Consider the following 22,646-nt stretch of genomic DNA (forward strand, 5'->3'; position numbering starts at 1 on the left):
CACGTCCAAGCAAAAAGCGCACCAGACGCCTGCTATGCCATTAACTCCACAACCCAATCGATAAATACTCGCAACTTGAGACTGATATGCCGGTTCGGCGGATACGCTATGTAGAGAGGCATCGATTCAAGTTGCCAGTCCTCGAACAGCGGCACTAGCTCGCCGCGCGCCACCGGGCCGTCGGACATGTACCTGGGCAGCCACAACACGCCCATGCCGGCCAGACCCGCCGCAAGGTAGGCATTGCCGTCGTCGACTGCCAACACATGGCGACCCTTGATCTGCAGGCTTTGCTTATCGTTATGCAGGGCATACGGCATGGGCTTGCCGGTGCGTGCCCACAGGAACGCAACCACGCGATGATGGGAATCTTCCAGCTCCTGCGGATGCATCGGCGTGCCGGAGCGAGCGAGGTAGTCGGGCGCGGCAAACACGCCCAATTGCAGATCCGCAACCTTGCGCGCCATCAGTGACTGGTCCAGCAACTCGCCGCCGCGCACCACGCAGTCGACGTTTTCATCGATGATATCGACGATGCGATCGCTGACGCCCATGTCGATCTGAATGTCTGGATACCGCGCGTGAAATTCGGGCAATGCCGGGATCAGAATCAAGCGAGCGAACGGGCTCGGCACATCCACGCGCAATCGTCCTCGTGGCGATACCGAGGCACCGGGCAGGCTCGTTTCGGCGTCCTCCATGTCGGCCAGCAACTTGATCACGCGCTGGTAATACGCCGCACCGTCAGCCGTGACATTGACCTTGCGCGTGGTGCGGTTGAGCAATTTGACCCGCAACCGCGCCTCCAACTGCTGGACCAGTTGCGTCACGGTGGTCTTGCTCATGTGCAGGGTTTCGGCGGCTTTGGTGAAGCTCCCCGCCTCGACCACCCGTGCAAACGCCTGCATTGCATCAAAACGGTCCATTGCTCGGCTTCCGATTGTTTGGGTTTCACAAACAGTTAACGCCAAGCTTGCGCGTTTATCGCGCACCTGCAAATCCCTAAAGTTTGGCCATCACCTCATTGATGGAGCCCCCCCCCATGACACAGCGCGATGTTGTTTTCCCACCTACCCGCCGAACCCTTTACGAGCGCCATCGCTACTCACCGGCGATCCGCTCCAACGGTTTTCTGTTTGTCTCGGGCCAAGTCGGCAGTACGGAGGACGGTACACCCGAGCCGGATCTGCAGAACCAGGTGCGTCAGGCTTTCAATAACCTGAACGCGATTCTCGACGAGGCCGGTTGCACGTTCGAGGATGTGGTCGACGTCACCCTTTTCATGGTTGATCCGCAATCGAAGTTCGAGACGATCTGGAACATCGTGCTGACCGAGTTCTGGGGCGAGGCGCCGCATCCGACCGTTACCGCCGTTGGGGTGACCTGGCTGTATGGTTTCGACTTCGAGATCAAGGTGATCGCCAGACTCCCCGAAAAGCACTGATTGCCCTTTGTAGGAGCTGCGGCACGCTGCGATCTTTTGATCTTTAACAACAAGATCAAAAGATCGCAGCGTGCCGCAGCTCCTACAGGGGTCGTCGGGGTGCATCAAGTGTGACCAACGCTGATGCGCGCTGGCCTTTAAACCCTCAAATGCGTATAACCTCGCCGTTTCGTCTAACCTGACTTTGCGCCCAGCCTCGACTGCACAACGGCGGCGCTTCGACTTTGACGCTCACGAAACGGAGAATTCCATGCTCAAACGAACCCTGGCACTGACGGCCGGCCTGGCCCTGTCCCTTTCCGCGCTGGTGGCGCAAGCCGCTGATGTATTGAAGGTCAGCGCCATTCCTGATGAAGCGCCGACCGAACTGTTGCGCAAGTTCGAGCCACTGGGTGCGTATCTGGAACAGCAATTGGGCATGAAGGTGCAGTTCGTTCCGGTGGCCGATTACCCGGCAGTGGTTGAAGCCTTGGCCACCGACCGTCTCGACATGGCCTGGCTGGGTGGTTTCACGTTCGTGCAGGCGCGCTTGAAGACCGACGCCACTACCCCGGTGATTCCGCTGGTGCAGCGCGAACAGGATGCGCAATTCACCAGCAAATTCATCACCGCCGACCCGAACGTCAAAAGCCTGGCCGATCTGAAGGGCAAGACCTTCGCTTTCGGTTCCGTGTCGTCGACTTCCGGCAGCCTGATGCCGCGTTACTTCATGCTGAAAAATGACGGTATCAAGCCTGAGGCGTATTTCAGCCGCGTCGCTTACTCCGGCGCCCACGACGCCACGGTTGCCTGGGTGCAGGCTGGCAAGGTCGACGCCGGTGTGTTGAACGCCAGTGTCTGGCAGAAACTGGTGGACGCCGGCAAGGTCGACACCAACAAGGTCAAAGTATTCGCCACCACCCCGTCGTACTTCGATTACAACTGGACTGTGCGCGGCACACTCGACCCGGCGCTGGCGGCGAAGATCAAAAAAGCTTTCCTCGATCTGGATCCGGCCAACCCTGAACAGAAGAAGATTCTCGATCTGCAGGCTGCCAGCCGTTTCATCGACACCAAGCCTGAGAACTACAAGGGCATCGAGGAAGCCGCCCGCGCTGCCGATTTGCTGAAATGACGCTACGCCTCACCCACGTCAGCCTGCGCCACGCCAATGGAGTCGATGCCCTGCGCGGCATCGACTTGCAGATTGGCGTCGGCGAACAAGTCGCGATCATCGGCCCGTCCGGGGCCGGTAAATCGAGTTTGCTCAACCTGCTGGCCACCGCACTGCGGCCCGGCAGCGGCGAGATCGAAGTGCTCGGCGAACGCGCCTGGCACTTGTCTGCCCGCCAGCGACAACGCCTGCGCGCGCGTATTGGCCTGGTGCATCAGGCGCCGCCCCTGCCGCTGCGCCAGCGCGTGGTCACAGCCGTGCTGGCCGGCAAGCTCGGACAATGGAGTTTGGGTAAAAGCCTGCTGAACCTGCTGCATCCACTCGACGTACCCGGCGCCCGCGCGGCATTGGCACGGCTCGATCTGGGCGATAAATTGTTCGCCCACTGCCAGCAATTATCCGGTGGCCAGTTGCAGCGCGTCGGCATCGCCCGGGTGCTGTATCAGGCGCCGGAGATTCTGTTGGCTGATGAGCCGGTTTCGGCGATGGACCCGGTCATGGCCGGGCACACGCTGACGGTGCTGTCGCGTCATGCCCGCGAACATAACGTCACGCTGGTGGCGAGCCTGCATGCGGTGGATCTCGCGCTGTCGCACTTCCCGCGCATCATCGGCTTGCGTGACGGGCAGATTCTGTTCGACAGCCCTGCCGATCAAGTCAGCCACGACATGCTCGACGCGCTGTACGCCAATGAACATCTGCAATCGCCGCCCTCGGCAGTTGCGCCTTTGCCTGTGCAGATTCCACGATGCTGAAAGCCGATTCACGCGATCCTGCGGCGTGGCCGCGTCTGCTGCTGACGGTTTTGGCGATTGCGGTGCTGTGGCCGGGAATCCAGCTCAGCGAGCTGAATCTGGGCGTGCTGCTGCCCGACAGTCAGAATGAAATGGGCCGGTTTGTCGCGCAGTTCTGGCCGCCCGCCCACGATGAAGATTTTTTGCAGTTATTGTTCAAGGCCACGCTGCAAACCCTGGCGATTGCCACGGCGGGCATGGCGTTGGCGCTGCTGCTGGCCGTGCCCGCCGGTTTGCTTGCCAGCCGTGCCTTGTCGCTATCTGCCGCTTCGCGGGGTGGCGTGCCTAGTCGTTTCGGTCGGTTGTTGCGCTGGCCGGTTCGTGGGTTGCTGATCTTCCTGCGCAGCGTGCCGGAAATCGTCTGGGCGCTATTGTTCGTGCGCGCCGTGGGCCTCGGCCCGGCGGCGGGCGTGCTGGCGATTGCGATCACCTACAGCGGCATGCTCGGCAAGGTCTACGCAGAGATTTTCGAATCCACCGACCAGCGTCCGGCGCACGCGCTGTTGCAGTCGGGCAGCGGTCGACTGGCGAGTTTTGCTTATGGAATCCTGCCGAATGTCGCCGGGGAATTGCTCTCGTACACGGTCTATCGCTGGGAGTGTGCGATCCGCGCTTCGGTGGTGATGGGTTTTGTTGGCGCCGGTGGCCTGGGTCAGCAAATTGACCTGTCGATCCGCATGTTCGCCGGCGGTGAGGTCGCGAGCATTCTGCTGACGTTCCTGCTGCTGGTGCTGGTGGCCGATCAACTCAGCCGTTTGCTGCGCTGGAGGCTGGCATGAATCGTCTGATCAATCTGCTGCTGATCGCCGGCATCGGCGTGGCCGTCATCGCTTCGTTCATCTACTTAGGGCTCGACCTAGGCGAGCTCGGCAGTGCCACCAGCCTGAAACAGATGGGCGCGTATGTGCAGCGCTTTCTCAGCCCGGATCTGAGCGCCGATTACTTGAAAGCGATCCTCCATGGCTCGCTGGAAACCCTCGCCATGTCGGCGCTCGGCACCCTGCTCGCCGCGCTGCTGGGCATCGTCCTCGCCCTGCCCGCGGCCGGACGTTTCGGCTGGCCGCTGCGCAGTGCTTCGCGATGGCTGCTCAATGCTCTGCGGGCGATTCCGGAACTGGTCTGGGCCGCGTTGATGGTGCTCGCCGCCGGGCTGGGCCCGAACGCCGGAACGCTGGCCCTCGCCCTGCACACCACCGGCGTGCTGGGCCGCTTGTTCGCCGAAGCGCTGGAAAACACCCCGCCGCAACCGGCCGAAGCGATCCGCTTGCAGGGCGGTAACCCCGTCCTCGCCTTCTGCTACGGCACCCTGCCCAACCTCGCCCCACAACTGCTCGCCTACGTCCTGTACCGCTGGGAAAACAACATCCGCATGGCCAGCGTGCTGGGTTTTGTCGGCGCGGGCGGATTGGGGCAGATGCTGTATGTGAGCCTCAGCCTGTTTCAGGAAGCACAGGCCAGCACGGTGATTCTGGCGATGCTGGTGCTGGTGTTTGCGGTGGACTGGTTGAGTGCGTGGAGCCGCCAGCGCTGGGTGAAGGCGTAAGTCCGGATGCTGGCGAGTGGATATCTGTCAGAAGCTGATTATGCTTCAGGAAACCTCGCACACCCGCGAGGCGGTCAGACTGTGCAAGTTTCACGCGACAGCAATTGCGGCATACGCCACAAGGCCAGAGTGCGATAGAGCGTTATTGGGGGACTCCGGCCTAAAAAACAAGCACGACGGAGTACACCCATGGCCACAATCGACACGACACCCACAGGCAATCCACCTCGCAGCGGCGGCATCACCAAGGAGGAGCGCAAGGTCATCTTCGCTTCGTCCCTGGGCACGGTGTTCGAGTGGTACGACTTTTACCTCTATGGCTCACTGGCGGCGATCATCGCCAAGCACTTTTTTGCCGGCGTCAACGAGACCACTGCGTTCATCTTCGCTTTGCTGGCGTTCGCCGCCGGGTTTGCCGTGCGGCCGTTCGGCGCCATCGTGTTTGGCCGGCTCGGCGACATGATCGGGCGCAAACACACGTTCCTGATCACCATTGTGATCATGGGTGTGTCCACGGCCATCGTCGGTTTGCTGCCCGGCTACGCAACCATCGGTGTCGCCGCGCCAGTCATCCTGATCACCCTGCGCCTGCTGCAAGGCCTGGCGCTGGGCGGTGAGTACGGTGGCGCGGCGACTTACGTGGCCGAACATGCGCCACCGGGCAGACGCGGCTTTTTCACTTCATGGATTCAAACCACCGCGACCCTGGGCCTGTTCATGTCGCTGCTGGTGATCCTCGCCTGCCGCACCGCGCTGGGCACCGAAGCGTTCGAAGCCTGGGGCTGGCGGATACCGTTCCTGCTGTCGATCCTGCTGCTGATCGTTTCGGTGTACATCCGCCTGCAACTGAGCGAGTCGCCGGTGTTCCAGAAGATGAAGGCTGAAGGCAAGGCCTCCAAGGCGCCGCTGACTGAATCCTTCGCGCGCTGGGACAACCTCAAAGTGGTGATCATGTCGCTGCTCGGCGGTACGGCCGGTCAGGCGGTGGTTTGGTACACCGGGCAGTTCTACGCGCTGTTTTTCCTGTTGCAGACGCTGAAGATCGACCCTCAGACCGCCAACCTGTTGATCGCCGGATCACTGTTGATCGGCACGCCGTTCTTCGTGATCTTCGGTAGCCTGTCCGACCGCATCGGCCGCAAGCCGATCATCATGGTCGGCTGCATTCTGGCAGCGCTGACTTACTTCCCGATCTTCCATGCGTTGACCCAGTACGGTAACCCCGACGTGTTCATCGCCCAAGAGAAAAACCCGGTCAAGGTGATCGCCAATTCGGATCAGTGCTCGTTCCAGTTCGACCCGGTGGGCAAGGCCAGATTCACCAGTTCCTGCGACCTGGCCAAGACCCTGCTGGCGAAACGCGCGATCCCTTACGAGAACGTCGAGGCCGAGCCCGGCACCGTCGCGCAGGTGCGCATCGGTGACAAGGTCGTCGAGAGCTTCGAGGGCAGCACCCTGCCCGCCGCTGACTTCAAGGCGCGCAACGATTCGTTTACCGCCAATCTGAGCAACGCACTGAAGGAAGCGGGCTACCCGGAGAAAGCCGATCCGGCGAAAACCAATTACCCGATGATGTTGCTGCTGCTGACCATTCTGGTGATCTACGTGACCATGGTGTACGGCCCGATTGCGGCGTGGCTGGTCGAGCTGTTCCCGACCCGCATCCGCTACACCTCGATGTCGCTGCCCTATCACATTGGTAACGGCTGGTTCGGCGGGTTCCTGCCGACCGTGGCTTTCGCGATGGTCGCGGCCACAGGTGATATCTACTACGGGCTGTGGTACCCGATCGTGATTGCGGTGATGACGGCGATACTCGGCACGTTCTTCCTGCCGGAAACCAAGGATCGCGACATTCTCAAGGATTGACGCTGATCCGCGTGCAGGAGCTGCCGCAGCCTGCGGCAGCTCCTACATGGGTTCTTTGCTTCGATTCATTTGGCGATTCGTAGAAAAATCGAACGCTCACCTTTGCGCCTCCTCCAATGTTTTACACCAACGGAGGTCAGCGATATGAACAGCAACGACAGCAAAACCCCGAATGCCCCGCCCACCGATACGTCCGGCAAACCAGTAAATGTGGTCGAGCGTGATCTGGCGGACAGAGACGATGACACCAAGGCTGTGGACGAGGTCATCACGCCCTCCTCCACTCGGGTCAAGGAACAGGATGCCGAAGAGCTGCAACGCAAGGTCGATGAGATTGAGCGCAAGGTGGCGGACGGGAACTGAGATTTTTGCGATGTCCGTTCGACTTTCCCCCTCACCCCAGCCCTCTCCCTCAGGGAGAGGGTTTCGACGGCGTCATGGCCGCGTACTGGTTGAGCTCCTTCGCCAGGGTCAACGCATTGCCGATCGCGGCGCCGCTGGCGGTATTGTCGAAGATGCACCAGGTCGAGCCGCCTTCGGCACTTGCGATATGCAACGTCTGCGCAAGTCTTTGCAGGTACGGCAAATCGTAGGCGCTGTGGTAAATGCGCGGCGAACCGTGCAATCGCCAGTACTGAATGCCGGTCCATCCACTCGCAGACGAGTCACTGCCGATGCGCGAGGGATCGACCGCCGCTTGAGCAATCTGATGAGCCATCAACAACGGCTCGGCAGCAAGCCACGACGCGTGACGCGGTTCAAGCACCACCGCCCCGGCAAAACGCTCGCGCAATGCGCTGAAAAACCCTTGGGCAATTACGTCATCAAACGCCAGTGACGGGGGCAACTGCACCAACAAACAACCGAGGCGATCGCCTAGGCCCCTGCATTGTTCAAAGAAATCATCGAGCGCCGTCTCACTGCCTGCCAGGCACAGCTCATGGCTGATGTGTTTGGGGATCTTCACTGAAAAGCGAAAGCCGTCTGGCACCGAATCGGCCCAGCGTTGGTAGGTCTGCCGGCGATGCGGGCGATAGAACGAACTGTTGATTTCCACGCTGTTGAATTGCGCGGCATAGCGTTGCAGGTGCGTGCCTTCAATCGGGAACGCTGGCCAATGCTCGCGCCCCAGACTCCAGCCTGCGCAGCCTATGTAAATCAAATCGATTCCCTCCAGATACTGCGTCGCCCCGTGTAGGAGCTGCCGCAGGCTGCGATCTTTTGATCTTAAAGATCGCAGCCTGCGGCAGCTCCTACAGGGGCCTGTCTGGCCTTCAGGTTACTTTTTGCCGGGGAGCACTGAACTCAATACCTGCTTGGCGGTTTGCACGATAACGCCCGCCTCATCCGGATCACCCTTGAGCAACGTCGTGGCGAATTTCTTCGCCTGTTCAAGCTTGATGTGCGGTGGCAATGGCGGCACGTTCGGGTCGGTCTTGAACTCGATCAGCACTGGCACGTCCGAGGCGAGTGCCTGTTCCCAGGCGCCCGCAACGTCTTCTTCACGATCAACGAAAATGCCCTTCAGGCCAATGGAAATGGCGAACAAGTGATAAGGCACGTCGGGGATGCTCTGCGACGCCTCGAATTTCGGATCGCCCTCCATCACCCGCTGCTCCCAGGTGACCTGATTGAGGTCTTCGTTGTTGAAGACGGCGCAGATCCATTTCGGGCTCGCCCATTGCCGCCAGTATTTGGCGACGGTGATCAGTTCGGCCATGTTGTTCATCTGCATCGCACCGTCGCCCACCAGCGCGATGACCGAGCGCTCGGGATAAGCGAATTTGGCCGCGATGGCGTAAGGCACGGCGGCGCCCATTGAGGCCAGTCCACCGGACAACGAACACTTCATGCCCCGACGAATCTTCAAGTCGCGCGCGTACCAGTTGGCACATGAACCCGAGTCGCTGGTGACGATCGCCTGATCCGGCAGGCGCGGCGACAACTCGTACACCACCCGTTGCGGATTAATCGGTTTGGCTTTGACCATGGCACGCTTTTCCAGGGTTTTCTCCCAAGTGCCGCGCCACCCTTCAACTTTCTTGCGCCATTTGCCCGAGCTTTTCTGTTCGAGCAGCGGCAGCAACGCGGCCAGTGTTTCTGCCGCGTCGCCTTGCAGATTGACCTCCATCGGATAGCGCAGGCTGAGCATGTCGGGCTGCAAATCGATCTGCACACCGCGCGCCTGGCCTTCCTTGGGCAGGAATTCTGAATACGGGAAACCCGAGCCGACCATCAGCAAGGTGTCGCACTCGGCCATCAACTTGTAGCTGGGTTCGGTGCCGAGCAGGCCGATGCTGCCCGTGACCCACGGCAAATCGTCGGGCAGCACGGCTTTGCCGAGCAGCGCTTTGGCGACACCGGCACCGAGTTTTTCGGCCACGGCGATGACTTCGTCAGTCGCCTCCAGCGCACCGGCGCCGACCAGGATTGCGACCTTTCCCCCGGCATTCAGCACGTCTGCCGCACGCTGCAAATCTGCCTCGTAAGGCATGATTTTCGGCTTGCTGTAGCCGACACCGGAATGTGCGGTGCCATGCGCACGCGCTGGTGCCTCATAGGCCAGATCCTGCAAATCATTGGGCAGGATGATCGCGGTGACGCGACGTTCGCCAATCGCCGTGCGCACCGCGCGGTCAAGCAGATGGCGGACCTGCGAGGGCGCCGATGCCTGCTGCACAAACGCGCCAGCGACGTCCTTGAACATCGAAACCAGATCCAGTTCCTGCTGGTAGTGACTGCCCAACGCGGTGCGCGCCTGCTGACCGACAATTGCCAGCACCGGCATGTGGTCCATCCGCGCATCGTAGAGGCCGGTGATCAGGTGCGAAGCGCCGGGGCCCGAAGTGGCGATACAAACCCCCAGCTCACCGGTGAACTTGGCATGCGCCGAAGCCATGAACGCGGCCATTTCTTCATGGCGTGCCTGTATGAATTCGATCTTTCCGTTGGCTCGGTCGAGCGCGCCGAACACGCCATTGATGCCGTCGCCCGGATAACCAAAGATCCGCGTGACGCCCCATTGGCTGAGCCGCTCAACCAGAAAATCTCCTACTGTCATCGTCATCGTTGTGCCTCGCCTTTCACCGGTGCATGGAGCTTTCCGGCAGCGCATCCGCCGGAAGTTGTAAGGGTCTGGACAGTCGGGTTGGTGGCGAAGTTTCGACTTTCTGGTGGTCGGTGCCTATCCGCCTGGGCAACACGCCGACATCTGTCGGGACGCGCCGAACCGGGAGCAGCTGCAGAGTATTGAAAATTTGCCGTTCCCCGAGAGCGATCCGGTGCAAGAGCATGAGGGTGCGGTCAGGCAATATTGAGACGAATGAACCTCACCGATGCGGATGCACCGTCCACGCCACCAGTTTGATCACGATGGGCCGAACGAAGAGGATGCACAGGAATGCCACCGGCATCGCCAGTTTGTAAGCGTGCAGCGCATTACTCAGATAGTCGTTATCAATGCCGGAATTGGCGGCGGTGATCACCAGAGACATCAGAAACGCCATGATCGTCGCCATGTACAACGCAAACACATAGGGTGTGGCACGCGCTGACAGCTTGCGACGGCTGACATACAGGGCATCGGAGCTTGTTCTTTGATTCATATGGCTTTTGCATCCATTGACAGGGAGCGGGCACCTTAGCAAAGCCCTTTGCCCTCAACTAGACGACCAACGACAGGTACTTTATAAAGCATTACTTACGAATCCTCTTCCCGTCAGGCCATGGATGAACTTGTTAACGGCAATTGCCAGTTTTATCAAAGTGGTCGAATCGGGCTCCATTGTCGGTGCAGCCAAAACCCTGGGCGTCAGTGCAGCGGCGGTGAGCCAGACGATCAATCGTCTGGAGGCGCATCTCGGCGTGCGCTTGCTGCAACGCACGACGCGGAGCATGGCGCTGACTGAAAACGGCGCGGTGTACTACGAAAAGGTCAAGCGCATCGCGGCAGATCTGGAGTCGGCGCAAAGCTCAATCAGCAATGAAGAAACCGAACTGCAGGGGCGACTGAGCATTGCCTCGACCTCTGCATTCGGCCGGCATGTGCTCGCACCGCTGATCGCCGGTTTCGCCGCACAGCATCCGCGCCTGCTGCTTGAGCTGCAGACCACCGACGGCAAGATCAGCCACATTCAGGATGGCATTGATCTGAGCCTGCGGATCAAGCCGCAACTGGAAGAAGGCATTGTCGCGCGCAAGATCGTGTCGCTGCCCTTCATCCTGTGTGCCGCCCCCGCCTATCTCGAACGTGCAGGCGTGCCGCAATCACCGCACGACCTGCAAAACCATGCATGCCTGGCGTTTCGTTATCCTCTTGATGGGCGATTTCTGCGCTGGAGTTTTCTGCGCGACGGCCAGCGTTACGAGGCCAATATCAATGCCACAGCAATCAGCGACGATATCGACGCACTGGCGCAGATGGCAATCAGCGGCGCCGGCATCACGCGTCTGGCGGAGTTCGTGGCGGCGCGTTACATCGCCAGCGGTCAACTGCTGCCACTGTTCGAAACCCGTCACGGCGCAAAACATGCCGTTGTCGAACCCATGGAGATTTACGCCTGCGTGCAAGAGCGCGCGGCAATGACGCCGAAGGTCAAAGCGTTCATGGACTATTTAATCGAACACTTGACGCTGCGCTGGCCGATGGAACAGGTGTCATCGGGGCGCTAAAAGAGACTCGCTGAAACATGTGGACTAAGGCAAAGTCCACATCGCCAATCGAGGCTCATCATGGAAGATAAAAACAATGAAAAAGGCTTTCCGCGCCCTGCTTCTGCTCTGCCTGAGCACCCACGCATTCGCTGACGACACGCCTATCGGTTTCCAGCGTTCAACACTGCCCGACACGGACAACATCCGTCCGTTGGAAATGGTCGTTTGGTACCCTTCCCGTGCAACCACCAGTGTCCCCAAGTTGATCGCCGACAATCCTGCATTTGTCGGTGTCCTGTCTGTCGAAAACGCAGCACCGGCTGAAGGCGAACACCCATTGGTGGTGCTTTCCCACGGGTATCGCGGCAATTGGACTAACCAGGCATGGCTGGCCAGCGCGCTGGCGCATCAGGGGTACATCGTTGCGGCGGTCAATCATCCCGGTAGCACCACGCATGACCGTAGCCCACAAGCAGCCGCGCAGCTATGGCAGCGTCCCGCAGACATTGGCCGGGCCATTGATGCGGTGACGGCTCAGCCGGCAAAATTTGGTGAAGTCGCGACGCGGCGTATTGCCGTTATCGGTCATTCAGTTGGCGGCTGGACAGCAATGGAAATCGCCGGCGCGCGTTTCGACACGGACCTGTTTGCCCGCGACTGCCGCGTTCATCTGAAGTTAGCCAGTTGCGGCGTTTACCAAACCATGAATCCCGCGAGCAACCCGGCATCAAAGGTCAGACTCGCCGCCGATTTACGCGACAAGCGCGTCACTGCCGTGGTGGCATTGGACCTGGGTTTGTCCCGCGGCTTCACGGATGCCAGCCTTGCAGCGCTGCCGGTGCCGGTGTTGGTGATCGCAGCGGGCGTGCCGTCGGAAGATCTGCCGGCCGAGTTGGAGTCCGCCGACCTGGCCAAGCGTCTGCCCAAAACTTCGAGCCAGTACGTTGAAATTGGCGATGCCAGCCATTTCAGCTTTCTGTCGCTGTGCAAACCGGGCGCGATAGCCATGCTCGAAGAGGACGTGCCCGGTGATGGCATCATCTGCACCGATGGCGAGGGTGGACGTCCGCGTGAGGTGCTCCAACAGCAGGTTATTACGCTGATCAGCGAGTTTTTGGATCAGCCTGCAGGTCATTGAAGAAACATGACCAGAAACATACCGCTCTCTCTTTCGGGAACAACATGCCGATGAACATTTCGAAAAAAGCCGCATTACCTGCGGTAGCCATCGCTGCCGCTGCTGTGGCCGCGCTGCAACTGTTTATGTACGACAGCGAAATAATCATCGCTCAGGCGACATTGGGCAGTATCCCGGTTGAGTTAATCGCTGAAATACTCATTACCATCACATTGCATGCGTTCTTCGTCTTGATGATCCCGCTGATATTGATCGCACGGCAGAACATCACGGCTGGCTACGTGGCGCTCGCGTTATCCCTTGCAGCCTACGTCCAGCTGACAACAGATTTGAGTTTGATCGGGATGGCAGTCACCGCCATCGCCTTTTCAATTCTGGCTGTCTGGGCTATCAGCAAAGCACTTGAATGGATCCGCTATCTGCGCGCCAGATGAATGTGCGCAGGGTTCACCACTCAACCAAGAGGTCTTTAATGAAGTTTCCCCAGGCCTTTCTGGGCAGTTGCCTGTTCTGAATCAATACTGCGCCAATTCTGCGCTCACTGCGGCTCTTCATTGTTCTGGTCACGCCGTCAGGGCGATTTTGCCGACTGGATTTCGATAGCGCTGGGGACGCTGGATACGCCTTTCACCAGTGATAAACAGAAGCATGTCGAGGTAATGTCCAAAGCTTCCTGGTATGACATTCAGGATCAATGGCCACAGTGCCAATCCTGACGCATTGAATGGAACGAGATTTTTCCCTACGGTGTCCCTCTATTCTCAGCCAGCAACGATGAGGTCTTTTTCATGAGCAATGCGCCCTACGTTCCGCCCAAGGTCTGGAAAAACGAAGCAGCGTCCGGCGGCCAGTTTGCCAGCATCAACCGCCCGATTGCCGGGCCGACGCACGAGAAAACGCTGCCGGTTGGCAAGCATCCGTTGCAGCTTTACTCGTTGGCCACGCCCAACGGGGTAAAGGTGACCATCCTGCTCGAAGAGTTGCTGGCGCTGGGGCACAGCGCCGCCGAATACGACGCGTGGCTGATCCGCATTGGCGAGGGCGATCAGTTCTCCAGCGGTTTTGTCGAGATCAATCCGAACTCGAAAATCCCTGCCCTGCTTGACCGCAGTGTCGAGCCACCGATTCGGGTTTTCGAGTCGGGCTCGATCCTGCTGTATCTCGCGGAAAAGTTCGGCGCCTTCCTGCCTGAAGACCCGGCTGGACGCACCGAAACCCTGAACTGGCTGTTCTGGCAGATGGGCTCGGCGCCTTATTTGGGCGGCGGGTTCGGACACTTCTACGCCTATGCGCCGGAGAAACTGGAGTACCCGATCAATCGCTTCACCATGGAAGCCAAGCGGCAACTGGATGTGCTCGACCGGCGTCTGGCCGAGAGCCCGTATCTGGCTGGCGACAGCTACACCATCGCCGACATCGCAGTCTGGCCGTGGTACGGCCAACTGGTGCGCAACAATGTTTATTCGGCAGCAGAGTTTCTCGCGGCCCATGAATACACTCACGTGCAGCGCTGGGCAGAAGACATAGCCAAGCGACCAGCCGTCATCCGTGGACAGCGCGTCAACCGCACGTGGGGCGATGAGGCGAGCCAGGTACCCGAGCGGCATCAGACTGAAGATTTGAGCTGATATTGGCGCAACGCTCCTTTGGTTTAAAAACGGCCGATCAAAATCAAATTGATCGGCCTTTTTTTCAACTCCTACCTTCATCCAATCCCCGGCGGCGACTGTTAAGTCATAAGCCAGATGTGAAAAATTCGTTAACTAACTGACTCGTACGGCTTTCTCCGAGCGGATCAATCTGACATACTAATGCGAATAATTCCTAAACGCATGTGCACCATATTCGTCTTTAGTATCCTTGGGGAAGCAGATTGATGTCGTTTCATACCCGTTATCGCCGTTCGAACCTTTCGCCTAACTTGTTGGCAATGGCCATTTGCATGGCCGGCGTCGCGCCAGCGCTGGCCGATGAACCAAAACCATCCACGCCAGAAAAGACCGCGGCGCCCGCCACGCTGGAGCTGGGTGCGACCGAAATCGGCGCCACGCAGATGAGCAGCACAACGGAAGGTTCAGAGTCCTACACCACAGGTCCGATGCAGACTGCGACCAAACTGTCGCTGACCATGCGCGAAACGCCGCAGGCGGTGACGGTCATCACCCGCCAGCGCATGGATGATCAGGGCATGACCAGCATCAACGATGTGGTGCGGGGCACGCCGGGGTTGTTCCTCAATCAATCCAGCGGCCCGGGTCGGCAAAATTACAGCGCCCGCGGTTTCGACATCGACAACATCATGTACGACGGCCTGCCGAGCTCTTACCAGCCATACTCGATGGCAGTGCAGCCGAATCTGGCGATGTTCGACCGGGTTGAAATCGTGCGTGGAGCGACCGGTCTGGTGACCGGTGCCGGCAACCCTTCGGCAGCGATCAACATGGTGCGCAAACGCCCGACAGCCATCCCGCAAGTGACGCTCACCGGTGCTGCCGGCAGTTGGGATGATTACCGCGGCGAGATCGACGCTTCCGGCGCGCTCAACGAAAGCGGCACCTTGCGTGGCCGTGTGGTGGGCTCCTATCAGGGCGCCGACAGTTTCCGCGACAAAGAGCAAAATGATCACGGTCTGTTCTACGCCATCGGTGAAGCCGACCTCAGCGACGCCACGACGGCGACGCTGGGCTTCTCTCGTCAAAATGAGCAGACCAACTATTTCTGGGGCGGTTTGCCGATCGGCACCGACGGCCACCACCTCGACCTGCCCCGATCCACCTACCCGGGCTCGGATTGGGAGAACAAGAAACTGCAGATCGATACAGTCTTCGGCGACATCGAACATCACTTCGACAACGATTGGAAATTGCACGTCGCCGGCTCCTCATCAACGCTGAACGGCGAGTTCTCCGGCACTTACCAGTCGCGTTACGCCGGCCCGCTCGAAACCACGGCCTATCAGTCGCACAACACCGACAAGCAGACCGCTTTAGACGGATTTGCCAGCGGCCCGTTCGAAGCCTTCGGCCGCACCCACGAGCTGGTCGTCGGCGCCAGCAATCGCGTCTACGATGCGACTACCAAAGAATATGATCCCTACACCACGGCCTGGCCGATCGGCGCACCCAAGCCCAACTTCGTGCGTGATGGCAAGACGCGCAGCGTCACCACTCAGGATGCGGTTTACCTGACCACCCGTTTGAGCCTGGCCGATCCGCTGACGCTGATCCTCGGCAGCCGTCTGGACTGGTATGACTACGATGACCGCACCACCGACGGCGACTACAAAATCACCCGCAACCTGACGCGTTATGCCGGCCTGATCTACAAGCTGGACGATCATCACTCCGTCTACGCCAGCTACACCGACATCTTCACCCCGCAAACCCAAAAAGACCTCTCCGGTAAGGTGCTGGAGCCAATCGTCGGTGAAAACTACGAGGTCGGCATCAAGGGTGAATATTTCAACGGTGCACTCAACGCCAGCCTGGCCGTGTTTCAGATGGACCAGACCGGCCGCTCGACCACAGCGGACAACCAGTTGGGTTGCCCGGTGATGACCTGCTACAACGCGTCCGGCAAAGTGCGCAGCCAAGGCATCGACATGGAACTGCAGGGCGCGCTCACCGAAAACTGGCAGCTCGGCGCTGGCTACACTTACACCCGCGCGCATTACATCAAGGACGAAAACCCGGCCAACAACAATCAGAAATTCGACAGCGACACGCCCGAGCACTTGTTCAAGGTCTCAACGATGTATCGCCTGCAAGGCTCACTTGAAAAACTCCGCGTCGGTGGCAGCGTTTACTGGCAGAGCCGTATGTATAACGACATCGCACTCGCCAATGGCAACAGCTATCGTCTTGAGCAGGGCAGCTACGCGACCGCCGACCTGATGGCCGGTTACGAAGTCAGCAAACACCTCGACCTGCAGGTGAACGCGAACAACATCTTCGATCGCGTTTACTACTCCGCCATCGGCAGTAATGTCACCTGGGGCTCCAACGACAACTACGGCACTCCGCGCAGCTACATGCTGACGGCCAAATACAAGTTCTGAGTCGTGTAACCCTCACCTCGGCACACGCAAGGGCGCCTGGACAAGCCATGGCGCCCTTTTTTCGGACGGGCCAATTAGCCAAGACTGGCAATAAGAGATAGTCTTTCGACGACATTATTTCGAAGCGCCGCCATGACCGATCCTCAGTTCACATCAGACATTGAAGCCATCCGCAGCATTGATGCAGTGCCTGTCATCCTGAGCATGGTCAAGCACATCACCGGCATGCGTTTCGCGGCGGTGGCCCGGGTTACCGAAAAAAACTGGGTGGCGTGCGCGGTCGACGACTCGATCGATTTCGGCCTCAAACCCGGCGACGAACTGGTACTCGAATCGACCATTTGCCACGAGATCCGTCAGCATCATCAACCTGTCATCTTCGGCCATGCCAGCCTGCATCCGATCTTTTCATTGCATCACACGCCGAGAACCTATGGACTGGAGAGCTACATTTCCATTCCTATCGTCAAAGCCGATGGCGAATTTTTTGGCACGCTGTGTGCGATCGACTCCGTACCGGCCAAGCTCGACGAAGCCGCCGTCGCCAAGACGCTGACGCTATTCGCGCAACTGATCGCCATGAGCCTCGACACACAGACGCGTCTGCACGCCGCCAAAGCCGAACTGGACAGTGTCAATGAGCTGGGCCGGTTGCGCGAGCAGTTCATCGCGGTGTTGGGGCATGACCTGCGCACACCGCTGAGCGCCATTCGCATGAGTGCCGATTTGCTCGAAACCAAAGTCGAAGACAAGCGCTCGCTCAATTTTATCGCGGCGATCCGCAACAGTTCTGTACGCATGGGTGTGTTGATCGAAAACATTCTCGACTTTGCCCGCGGACGCCTCGGCGGCGGCATTCCAGTGCAGCGAAAACTGGTCGACGATTTGCAGCGCACGCTGCGGATGACGCTTGAAGAGGTTCAGGTGTCCCACCCGCAGGCAACGTTCATTCATACGCTGGACGTGCCGACAGGTGTCTATTGCGACGCGTTGCGCATCAGCCAGATGCTCTCCAATCTGCTGGGCAATGCGGTCACCCATGGTTCAATCAGTGAACCGATTGTCCTCAACGCCTGGACCGAGAACGACGAGATTGTGATCTCGCTGACCAACCAGGGCACACCGATTGCGCCGCAGTTGATGCCGCTGCTGTTCGAGCCTTTCTCCCGCTCCGAAGCCGGGCAGCGCTGCGAAGGACTGGGTCTGGGCCTTTACATCGCTTCGTAGATTGCGACGGCGCATAACGGCAGTCTGAGCGTCACCTCAGACCGCGAATCGGGAACCTCTTTTGTCGCGAGATTCCCGGCTCAATTCAAATGGGTTTGAGCACGTGCAGCCCGAACATGCCGGAAAAAATCGACGCGACTCGCCCCCTCAAAATCCGAGCAAAAAAAACCCCGCAACCCAATTAAGGGGCGGGGTAAAAAATTGGTTGGTTGCGGCCAACCAAAGGAGCTCTGTGAGATACGGTTAACGGGCGAAATCAGATGCAGTCCTGGGCTGCCCGTTCAAAACTTGATGGCAGGAAGTTCGAGGCCAGCAGGTGGCGCTCGTAAAGGAACACCTTGCCGCCGCTGCCAGCCTTGTAGGCTTCCAGCACGTTGTCCGCCGAAACCTTGCTCGGCACCACGATCCGGTAACTGCGCTGGGTCTGCGAGACGGTCGGGTTCAGCGCAATGCCCTGCAACTTGGGCACGACGCAATCGGCGTACTGCGCAGGCGTCTTGCGGGTCTGCAAGGTCAGGGTCGGGTCGTTCGGTGCAGAGGCGCAGCCGGCCAGCAGCACGGCAGCGACAGCCATGGCAGAAACGGATAAAGAACGCATCGGTGTAAATCCTGAAAATAAAGTTTCGGTTCAACCGGCAACGGTTCAGCTTCACGGCGTTGCCATTGGTGTTGCGATGTTTAGCTTGCCGAGACCAACGCCTTGAGCGAGTGGTCGAACTGCTTCAATGCGTTGAGTTGCAAGTCGCGTTGCTTGTCGATCTGCGCGGCGATTTGCGGCGCCGCCTGGTTATGCACCCAGACCGACGGCATCTGCTTTTCCACCGCGCCTTCGGCCTTTCCGATGAATTGCAGGTCGGCGTCGTAGAACCGCGCGGTAAATCGCGCTTCGACCAGATTGTTGCGTTGGGTCAGCAGACGATTGAACGTGTCGAGTTTCACCACCACATCGGGATGGGCCTGCACCAGCTCGTCGAGGCTGTCGTAGACGGTTACTGACAAGAACTGCTGTTGTAACGAACTCATCAACCAGTCGATGGCCAGTTCCGGGTCGGAACTGGCGACGAAAGCGTCGCGAATCCGCGAGTCGAGCGCATCTTTCGCGCCGTTGATGGCCATGTCGTGGTAACGCTCAAGGTATTGCAGGTTGTCCAGGGTGTTTTCGCTGTACAGCACGCCAACAGTCTGCGAATGCTGCAACGTGGCGCTGCTGCCGGTGATGGATTGAAAATGACACGACCGGGCATTGTCGGCGTAGGTCGGCGCAGCGACAGCGCCCATCAGCAGGGCCGCCAGAGCCAATCGAGTCAGAATGTTCATCGCGCAAATTCCTTGAGCTGCGTGTTCGATGGGGCGATTTTCCGCCCATCGGCGACAAAGCAGAACTTGCGTTTGGTGATGGTCACTATTACTTCTAGCGATAGTTGCGCAATGCGCAGACTGATTACACACTCGATCACAACTAGAACAAGATGAATGAGGAATTCTCCTTGAGAACATTTGACCTGATCCGCGACGCCGTCCTATCCGAATATCGCGAGCGCGTGGCTGAATACCTGGTCCAGTACGAAAGTGTCCTGCTGAGCAAGGATGACGCTGACCAGCAGCTTATTCGGGACACCGCCAATCAGTTGCGCGGTTACCTGCGCGGGCTGAACACCACGCGGGTTTTGGGCATGGCCTATTGGGAAGAGCTGGATCGACGGGTTGTCGACACGTGGCTCACGTCCGAAGAATGACCATACATTCAAGCGCGGCGGCCGTAACCGCATTCGCCTGACCGGGCTCACTACTTCAGGATGACCACACCCATGTCCAACCTCGATACCCCACTGCAAGACAGCGCCGCCCCCGAAGGTGTTTGCTACGGCTGCGGCGGCCGCAACCCCCACGGCCTGCACATCAAGAGCCATTGGCATGAAGACGCAGTGCACGTCATCGCCGAGCATCTGCCGGATGCCAGTTACTGCGGCTGGCCGGATCTGGTCTACGGCGGACTGATCGCGATGCTGGTCGACTGCCATTCCAACTGGACGGCGATGGCCTATCACTACCGCGCAGAAAACCGCGAAGCCGGGACTTTGCCCCGCATCGATTGCGTCACGGGCAACCTCGGCATCAAGTTCATCGCACCAACACCGATGGGCGTAGCGTTGACCTTGCGGGCGAAAGTCGAGGGTGAAGTCGGGCGTAAAACCCGGGTGATTTGCGAGGTATTTGCGGGCGACGTGCTGACAGCTGTGGGTGATTCGGTTTTTGTGCGAGTCGATACCGGGCAGTTGGCGGATGCTGCGCATAAGCGCTAACTTCGGAAAACTGTGGCAAGGGTGCAAGCTCCCTCGCCACAGGTGATCATTTCAAAATCACACCGCGACGCTGGCCCGCGCCGAATGCAGCTTCTTATAGCTCTCGATCAAGCGCAAATGCCGATCAAGGCCTTCAAGCTTCATGCTCGTCGGCGTCAAACCATAGAAACGCACGCTGCCGTTCACCGAGCCAATGGCCGCGTCCATGCGCTCGTTGCCAAACATGCGGCGGAAGTTGGCTTCGTAATCGGCCAGTTCCAGATCTTCGTCCAGTTCCATTTCCAGCACCACGTTCACCGCTTGGTAGAACAAGCCGCGTTCGACGGTGTTGTCGTTGTATTGCAGGAACGCTTCGACGAGGTCTTTCGCCTGATCAAACTTTTGCAGCGCGAGGTAAATCAGCAGGCGCAGTTCGAGGATGGTCAGCTTGCCCCACGGCGTGTTGTCGTCGAACTCGATGCCGATCAGGGTGGTGATGTCGGTGTAATCGTCCAGCTCGCTTTTTTCCAGACCTTGCGCCAGGTTGCGCAGGCCGACTTTGCTCAGGCTGTGCAGGTTGAGGATGTCGGCGCGAAACTGCAGAGCCTTGTTGGTGTTGTCCCAGATCAGGTCTTCGACCGGATAGATTTCCGAGTAGCCCGGCACCAGAATCCGGCAGGCCTTGGCGCCGATGTGCTCGTAGACCGCCATGTAGACTTCTTTGCCCATGTCTTCGAGGATGCCGAACAGCGTTGCGGCTTCTTCGGCATTGGAGTTTTCGCCGTGGCCGGAGAAGTCCCACTCGACGAACTCGAAATCAGCCTTGGCACTGAAGAAGCGCCACGACACCACACCGCTGGAGTCGATGAAGTGCTCGACGAAGTTGTTCGGCTCGGTCACTGCCTGCCCCGAAAAGGTCGGCTGCGGCAGATCGTTCAGGCCTTCAAAGCTGCGGCCCTGCAACAACTCGGTCAGGCTGCGCTCCAGCGCGACTTCCAGGCTCGGGTGCGCGCCAAATGAGGCAAACACGCCGCCCGTGCGCGGGTTCATCAGGGTCACGCACATCACCGGAAACTCACCGCCCAGCGACGCATCCTTGACCAACACCGGGAAGCCTTGCTCTTCCAGGCCCTTGATGCCAGCAAGAATGCTCGGGTATTTCTCCAGCACTTCCTGCGGAACATCCGGCAGCGCCATTTCACCTTCGAGGATTTCGCGTTTGACCGCGCGCTCGAAAATTTCCGACAGGCACTGCACCTGCGCTTCGGCCAACGTGTTGCCGGCGCTCATGCCATTGCTGAGGAACAGGTTTTCGATCAGGTTGGACGGGAAGTACACCACTTCATTATCGGACTGGCGCACAAACGGCAGCGAGCAGATGCCACGCTGAGTGTTGCCAGAGTTGGTGTCATAGAGGTTCGAGCCACGCAACTCGCCATCGCGGTTGTAAATCTCAAGACAGTATTCGTCGAGGATCTCGCTCGGCAACTCGTCCTTCGGGCCAGGCTGGAACCAGCGCTCGTCCGGGTAATGCACAAACTCTGCGCTGGCGATGTCCTCGCCCCAGAACTGATCGTTGTAGAAGAAATTGCAGTTCAGTCGCTCGATGAATTCACCCAGCGCAGACGCCAGTGCACCTTCCTTGGTCGCGCCCTTGCCGTTGGTGAAGCACATCGGCGAGTGCGCGTCACGGATATGCAGCGACCACACATTGGGCACGATATTGCGCCACGAAGCGATTTCGATCTTCATGCCCAGGTCGGCGAGAATTGCCGACATGTTGGCGATGGTCTGCTCCAGCGGCAGGTCCTTGCCGGCGATGTAGGTGCCCGCCGCCGAGCCCGAGTGCGGCATCAGCAAGGCCTGGGCATCGGCATCGAGGTTTTCGACTTCTTCGATGATGAATTCCGGGCCGGTCTGCACGACTTTCTTCACCGTGCAGCGGTCGATCGAGCGCAGGATGCCCAGGCGATCCTTTTCAGAAATGTCCGCCGGCAATTCGACCTGGATCTTGAAGATCTGGTTGTAGCGATTTTCCGGGTCGACAATGTTGTTCTGCGACAGGCGAATGTTTTCCGTGGGGATATTGCGCGTGTCGCAGTACAGCTTCACAAAGTAAGCCGCACACAAGGCCGACGACGCCAGGAAGTAGTCGAACGGCCCCGGTGCCGAGCCATCGCCCTTGTAGCGGATGGGCTGATCGGCGATCACCGTGAAGTCGTCGAACTTGGCTTCAAGTCGAAGGTTGTCGAGAAAGTTGACCTTGATTTCCATGCGGGATTACCAGAATACGGCTAAACGAATGGCGGCCATTATCCGGTTTTTGAGCGGGAAGTCTTGTGCTTTCGGGAATCGCCGCTGACCGGAGCGACGCCTTCTTCGGCGCGCAAACCCATATCCGGCGCGGCTTGGGCGGGTCAGTCGTCACTTGTTGCAAACTGGCAAAAGCAAAGTCTCCCGGTGTTCACTACGCTTCTACAGACTCC

The 22,646-nt window shown here is 59.1% G+C and carries 22 protein-coding genes and 1 pseudogene; 16 read left to right on the forward strand and 7 right to left on the reverse strand.

Annotated elements, in window-relative coordinates; all coding sequences use genetic code 11:
* Positions 1-32: 32 nt before the first annotated feature.
* On the reverse strand, positions 33-926 hold the full coding sequence (locus tag IEQ42_RS11915; protein ID WP_210703666.1) for a LysR family transcriptional regulator: 894 nt from the start codon (positions 924-926) through the stop codon (positions 33-35).
* 116 nt (positions 927-1,042) lie between these two features.
* Here IEQ42_RS11915 and IEQ42_RS11920 point away from each other — a divergent pair, with 116 nt between their 5' ends.
* From IEQ42_RS11920 to IEQ42_RS11950, 7 genes are all read left to right on the forward strand, one after another.
* Positions 1,043-1,444 carry a RidA family protein gene (locus IEQ42_RS11920; RefSeq protein WP_210703667.1) on the forward strand — a complete coding sequence of 134 codons (402 nt, stop codon included), beginning with the start codon at positions 1,043-1,045 and terminating at the stop codon, positions 1,442-1,444.
* Positions 1,445-1,694: 250 nt separating this feature from the next.
* Entirely contained in the window at positions 1,695-2,558 is an 864-nt protein-coding gene (locus IEQ42_RS11925; RefSeq protein WP_150591641.1) for a putative selenate ABC transporter substrate-binding protein, read from the forward strand.
* Complete coding sequence (locus tag IEQ42_RS11930) at positions 2,555-3,352, forward strand: phosphonate ABC transporter ATP-binding protein (RefSeq protein WP_210703668.1); 798 nt, start codon at positions 2,555-2,557, stop codon at positions 3,350-3,352. The genes IEQ42_RS11925 and IEQ42_RS11930 overlap by 4 nt, the downstream gene beginning before the upstream one ends.
* Positions 3,346-4,170 (forward strand): PhnE/PtxC family ABC transporter permease, encoded by an 825-nt coding sequence (locus IEQ42_RS11935; protein WP_210703669.1) that lies wholly within the window; start codon positions 3,346-3,348, stop codon positions 4,168-4,170. The genes IEQ42_RS11930 and IEQ42_RS11935 overlap by 7 nt, the downstream gene beginning before the upstream one ends.
* Positions 4,167-4,934 carry a phosphonate ABC transporter, permease protein PhnE gene (gene phnE, locus IEQ42_RS11940; RefSeq protein ID WP_200617070.1) on the forward strand — a complete coding sequence of 256 codons (768 nt, stop codon included), beginning with the start codon at positions 4,167-4,169 and terminating at the stop codon, positions 4,932-4,934. Before IEQ42_RS11935 ends, phnE begins: the two co-directional genes overlap by 4 nt.
* Positions 4,935-5,123: 189 nt before the next feature.
* Positions 5,124-6,803, forward strand: coding sequence for an MFS transporter (locus IEQ42_RS11945; RefSeq protein ID WP_210703670.1), 1,680 nt, complete (start codon positions 5,124-5,126; stop codon positions 6,801-6,803).
* A 144-nt stretch (positions 6,804-6,947) separates the two neighbouring features.
* Positions 6,948-7,166: a hypothetical protein gene (locus IEQ42_RS11950; protein ID WP_150591635.1), complete on the forward strand. Its 219-nt coding sequence runs from the start codon at positions 6,948-6,950 to the stop codon at positions 7,164-7,166.
* A 49-nt stretch (positions 7,167-7,215) separates the two neighbouring features.
* On the opposite strand, the gene IEQ42_RS11955 is transcribed toward IEQ42_RS11950, so the two are convergent.
* From IEQ42_RS11955 to IEQ42_RS11965, 3 genes are all read right to left on the reverse strand, one after another.
* Positions 7,216-7,965 carry a DUF72 domain-containing protein gene (locus IEQ42_RS11955; protein ID WP_210703671.1) on the reverse strand — a complete coding sequence of 250 codons (750 nt, stop codon included), beginning with the start codon at positions 7,963-7,965 and terminating at the stop codon, positions 7,216-7,218.
* A 117-nt stretch (positions 7,966-8,082) separates the two neighbouring features.
* A complete protein-coding gene (locus IEQ42_RS11960; RefSeq protein WP_210703672.1) occupies positions 8,083-9,870 on the reverse strand; it encodes a thiamine pyrophosphate-requiring protein in 1,788 nt (595 codons plus the stop codon).
* A gap of 262 nt (positions 9,871-10,132) precedes the next feature.
* On the reverse strand, positions 10,133-10,408 hold the full coding sequence (locus IEQ42_RS11965) for a DUF2798 domain-containing protein (protein ID WP_047302133.1): 276 nt from the start codon (positions 10,406-10,408) through the stop codon (positions 10,133-10,135).
* Positions 10,409-10,532: 124 nt separating this feature from the next.
* Here IEQ42_RS11965 and IEQ42_RS11970 point away from each other — a divergent pair, with 124 nt between their 5' ends.
* From IEQ42_RS11970 to IEQ42_RS12000, 7 genes and pseudogenes are all read left to right on the forward strand, one after another.
* Positions 10,533-11,474: a LysR family transcriptional regulator gene (locus IEQ42_RS11970; protein ID WP_210703673.1), complete on the forward strand. Its 942-nt coding sequence runs from the start codon at positions 10,533-10,535 to the stop codon at positions 11,472-11,474.
* A 76-nt stretch (positions 11,475-11,550) separates the two neighbouring features.
* On the forward strand, positions 11,551-12,594 hold the full coding sequence (locus tag IEQ42_RS11975) for an alpha/beta hydrolase family protein (protein WP_210703674.1): 1,044 nt from the start codon (positions 11,551-11,553) through the stop codon (positions 12,592-12,594).
* 44 nt (positions 12,595-12,638) lie between these two features.
* Entirely contained in the window at positions 12,639-13,028 is a 390-nt protein-coding gene (locus IEQ42_RS11980; protein WP_210703675.1) for a hypothetical protein, read from the forward strand.
* Between the two features lie 75 nt (positions 13,029-13,103).
* A pseudogene (locus IEQ42_RS11985) lies at positions 13,104-13,310 on the forward strand (GFA family protein); the annotation flags it as partial.
* A 72-nt stretch (positions 13,311-13,382) separates the two neighbouring features.
* Entirely contained in the window at positions 13,383-14,222 is an 840-nt protein-coding gene (gene yghU, locus IEQ42_RS11990; protein WP_210703676.1) for a glutathione-dependent disulfide-bond oxidoreductase, read from the forward strand.
* Positions 14,223-14,470: 248 nt separating this feature from the next.
* A complete protein-coding gene (locus IEQ42_RS11995) occupies positions 14,471-16,651 on the forward strand; it encodes a TonB-dependent siderophore receptor (RefSeq protein ID WP_210703677.1) in 2,181 nt (726 codons plus the stop codon).
* A 132-nt stretch (positions 16,652-16,783) separates the two neighbouring features.
* Entirely contained in the window at positions 16,784-17,878 is a 1,095-nt protein-coding gene (locus tag IEQ42_RS12000) for a GAF domain-containing sensor histidine kinase (protein ID WP_228731979.1), read from the forward strand.
* Between the two features lie 256 nt (positions 17,879-18,134).
* On the opposite strand, the gene IEQ42_RS12005 is transcribed toward IEQ42_RS12000, so the two are convergent.
* Positions 18,135-18,476 carry a hypothetical protein gene (locus tag IEQ42_RS12005; protein ID WP_210703678.1) on the reverse strand — a complete coding sequence of 114 codons (342 nt, stop codon included), beginning with the start codon at positions 18,474-18,476 and terminating at the stop codon, positions 18,135-18,137.
* Between the two features lie 80 nt (positions 18,477-18,556).
* The gene (locus IEQ42_RS12010) at positions 18,557-19,195 is read right to left on the reverse strand and encodes an ATPase (RefSeq protein WP_210703679.1); all 639 of its coding nucleotides are present in this window, start codon (positions 19,193-19,195) and stop codon (positions 18,557-18,559) included.
* A 170-nt stretch (positions 19,196-19,365) separates the two neighbouring features.
* Between IEQ42_RS12010 and IEQ42_RS12015 the strand changes: the two genes are divergently transcribed.
* Together IEQ42_RS12015 and IEQ42_RS12020 are read left to right on the forward strand one after the other, a co-directional pair.
* The gene (locus IEQ42_RS12015; protein WP_042562040.1) at positions 19,366-19,614 is read left to right on the forward strand and encodes a hypothetical protein; all 249 of its coding nucleotides are present in this window, start codon (positions 19,366-19,368) and stop codon (positions 19,612-19,614) included.
* 72 nt (positions 19,615-19,686) lie between these two features.
* The gene (locus IEQ42_RS12020; RefSeq protein WP_210703680.1) at positions 19,687-20,181 is read left to right on the forward strand and encodes a PaaI family thioesterase; all 495 of its coding nucleotides are present in this window, start codon (positions 19,687-19,689) and stop codon (positions 20,179-20,181) included.
* Positions 20,182-20,238: 57 nt separating this feature from the next.
* Here the strand turns inward: IEQ42_RS12020 and IEQ42_RS12025 are convergent, their stop codons facing one another.
* Positions 20,239-22,434, reverse strand: coding sequence for an OsmC domain/YcaO domain-containing protein (locus IEQ42_RS12025; RefSeq protein ID WP_210703681.1), 2,196 nt, complete (start codon positions 22,432-22,434; stop codon positions 20,239-20,241).
* Positions 22,435-22,646: the final 212 nt, after the last annotated feature.

Origin of the sequence: Pseudomonas iridis, from assembly GCF_017980685.1 — a bacterium.
In the GTDB taxonomy this organism is placed as follows: Bacteria; Pseudomonadota; Gammaproteobacteria; order Pseudomonadales; family Pseudomonadaceae; genus Aquipseudomonas; species Aquipseudomonas iridis.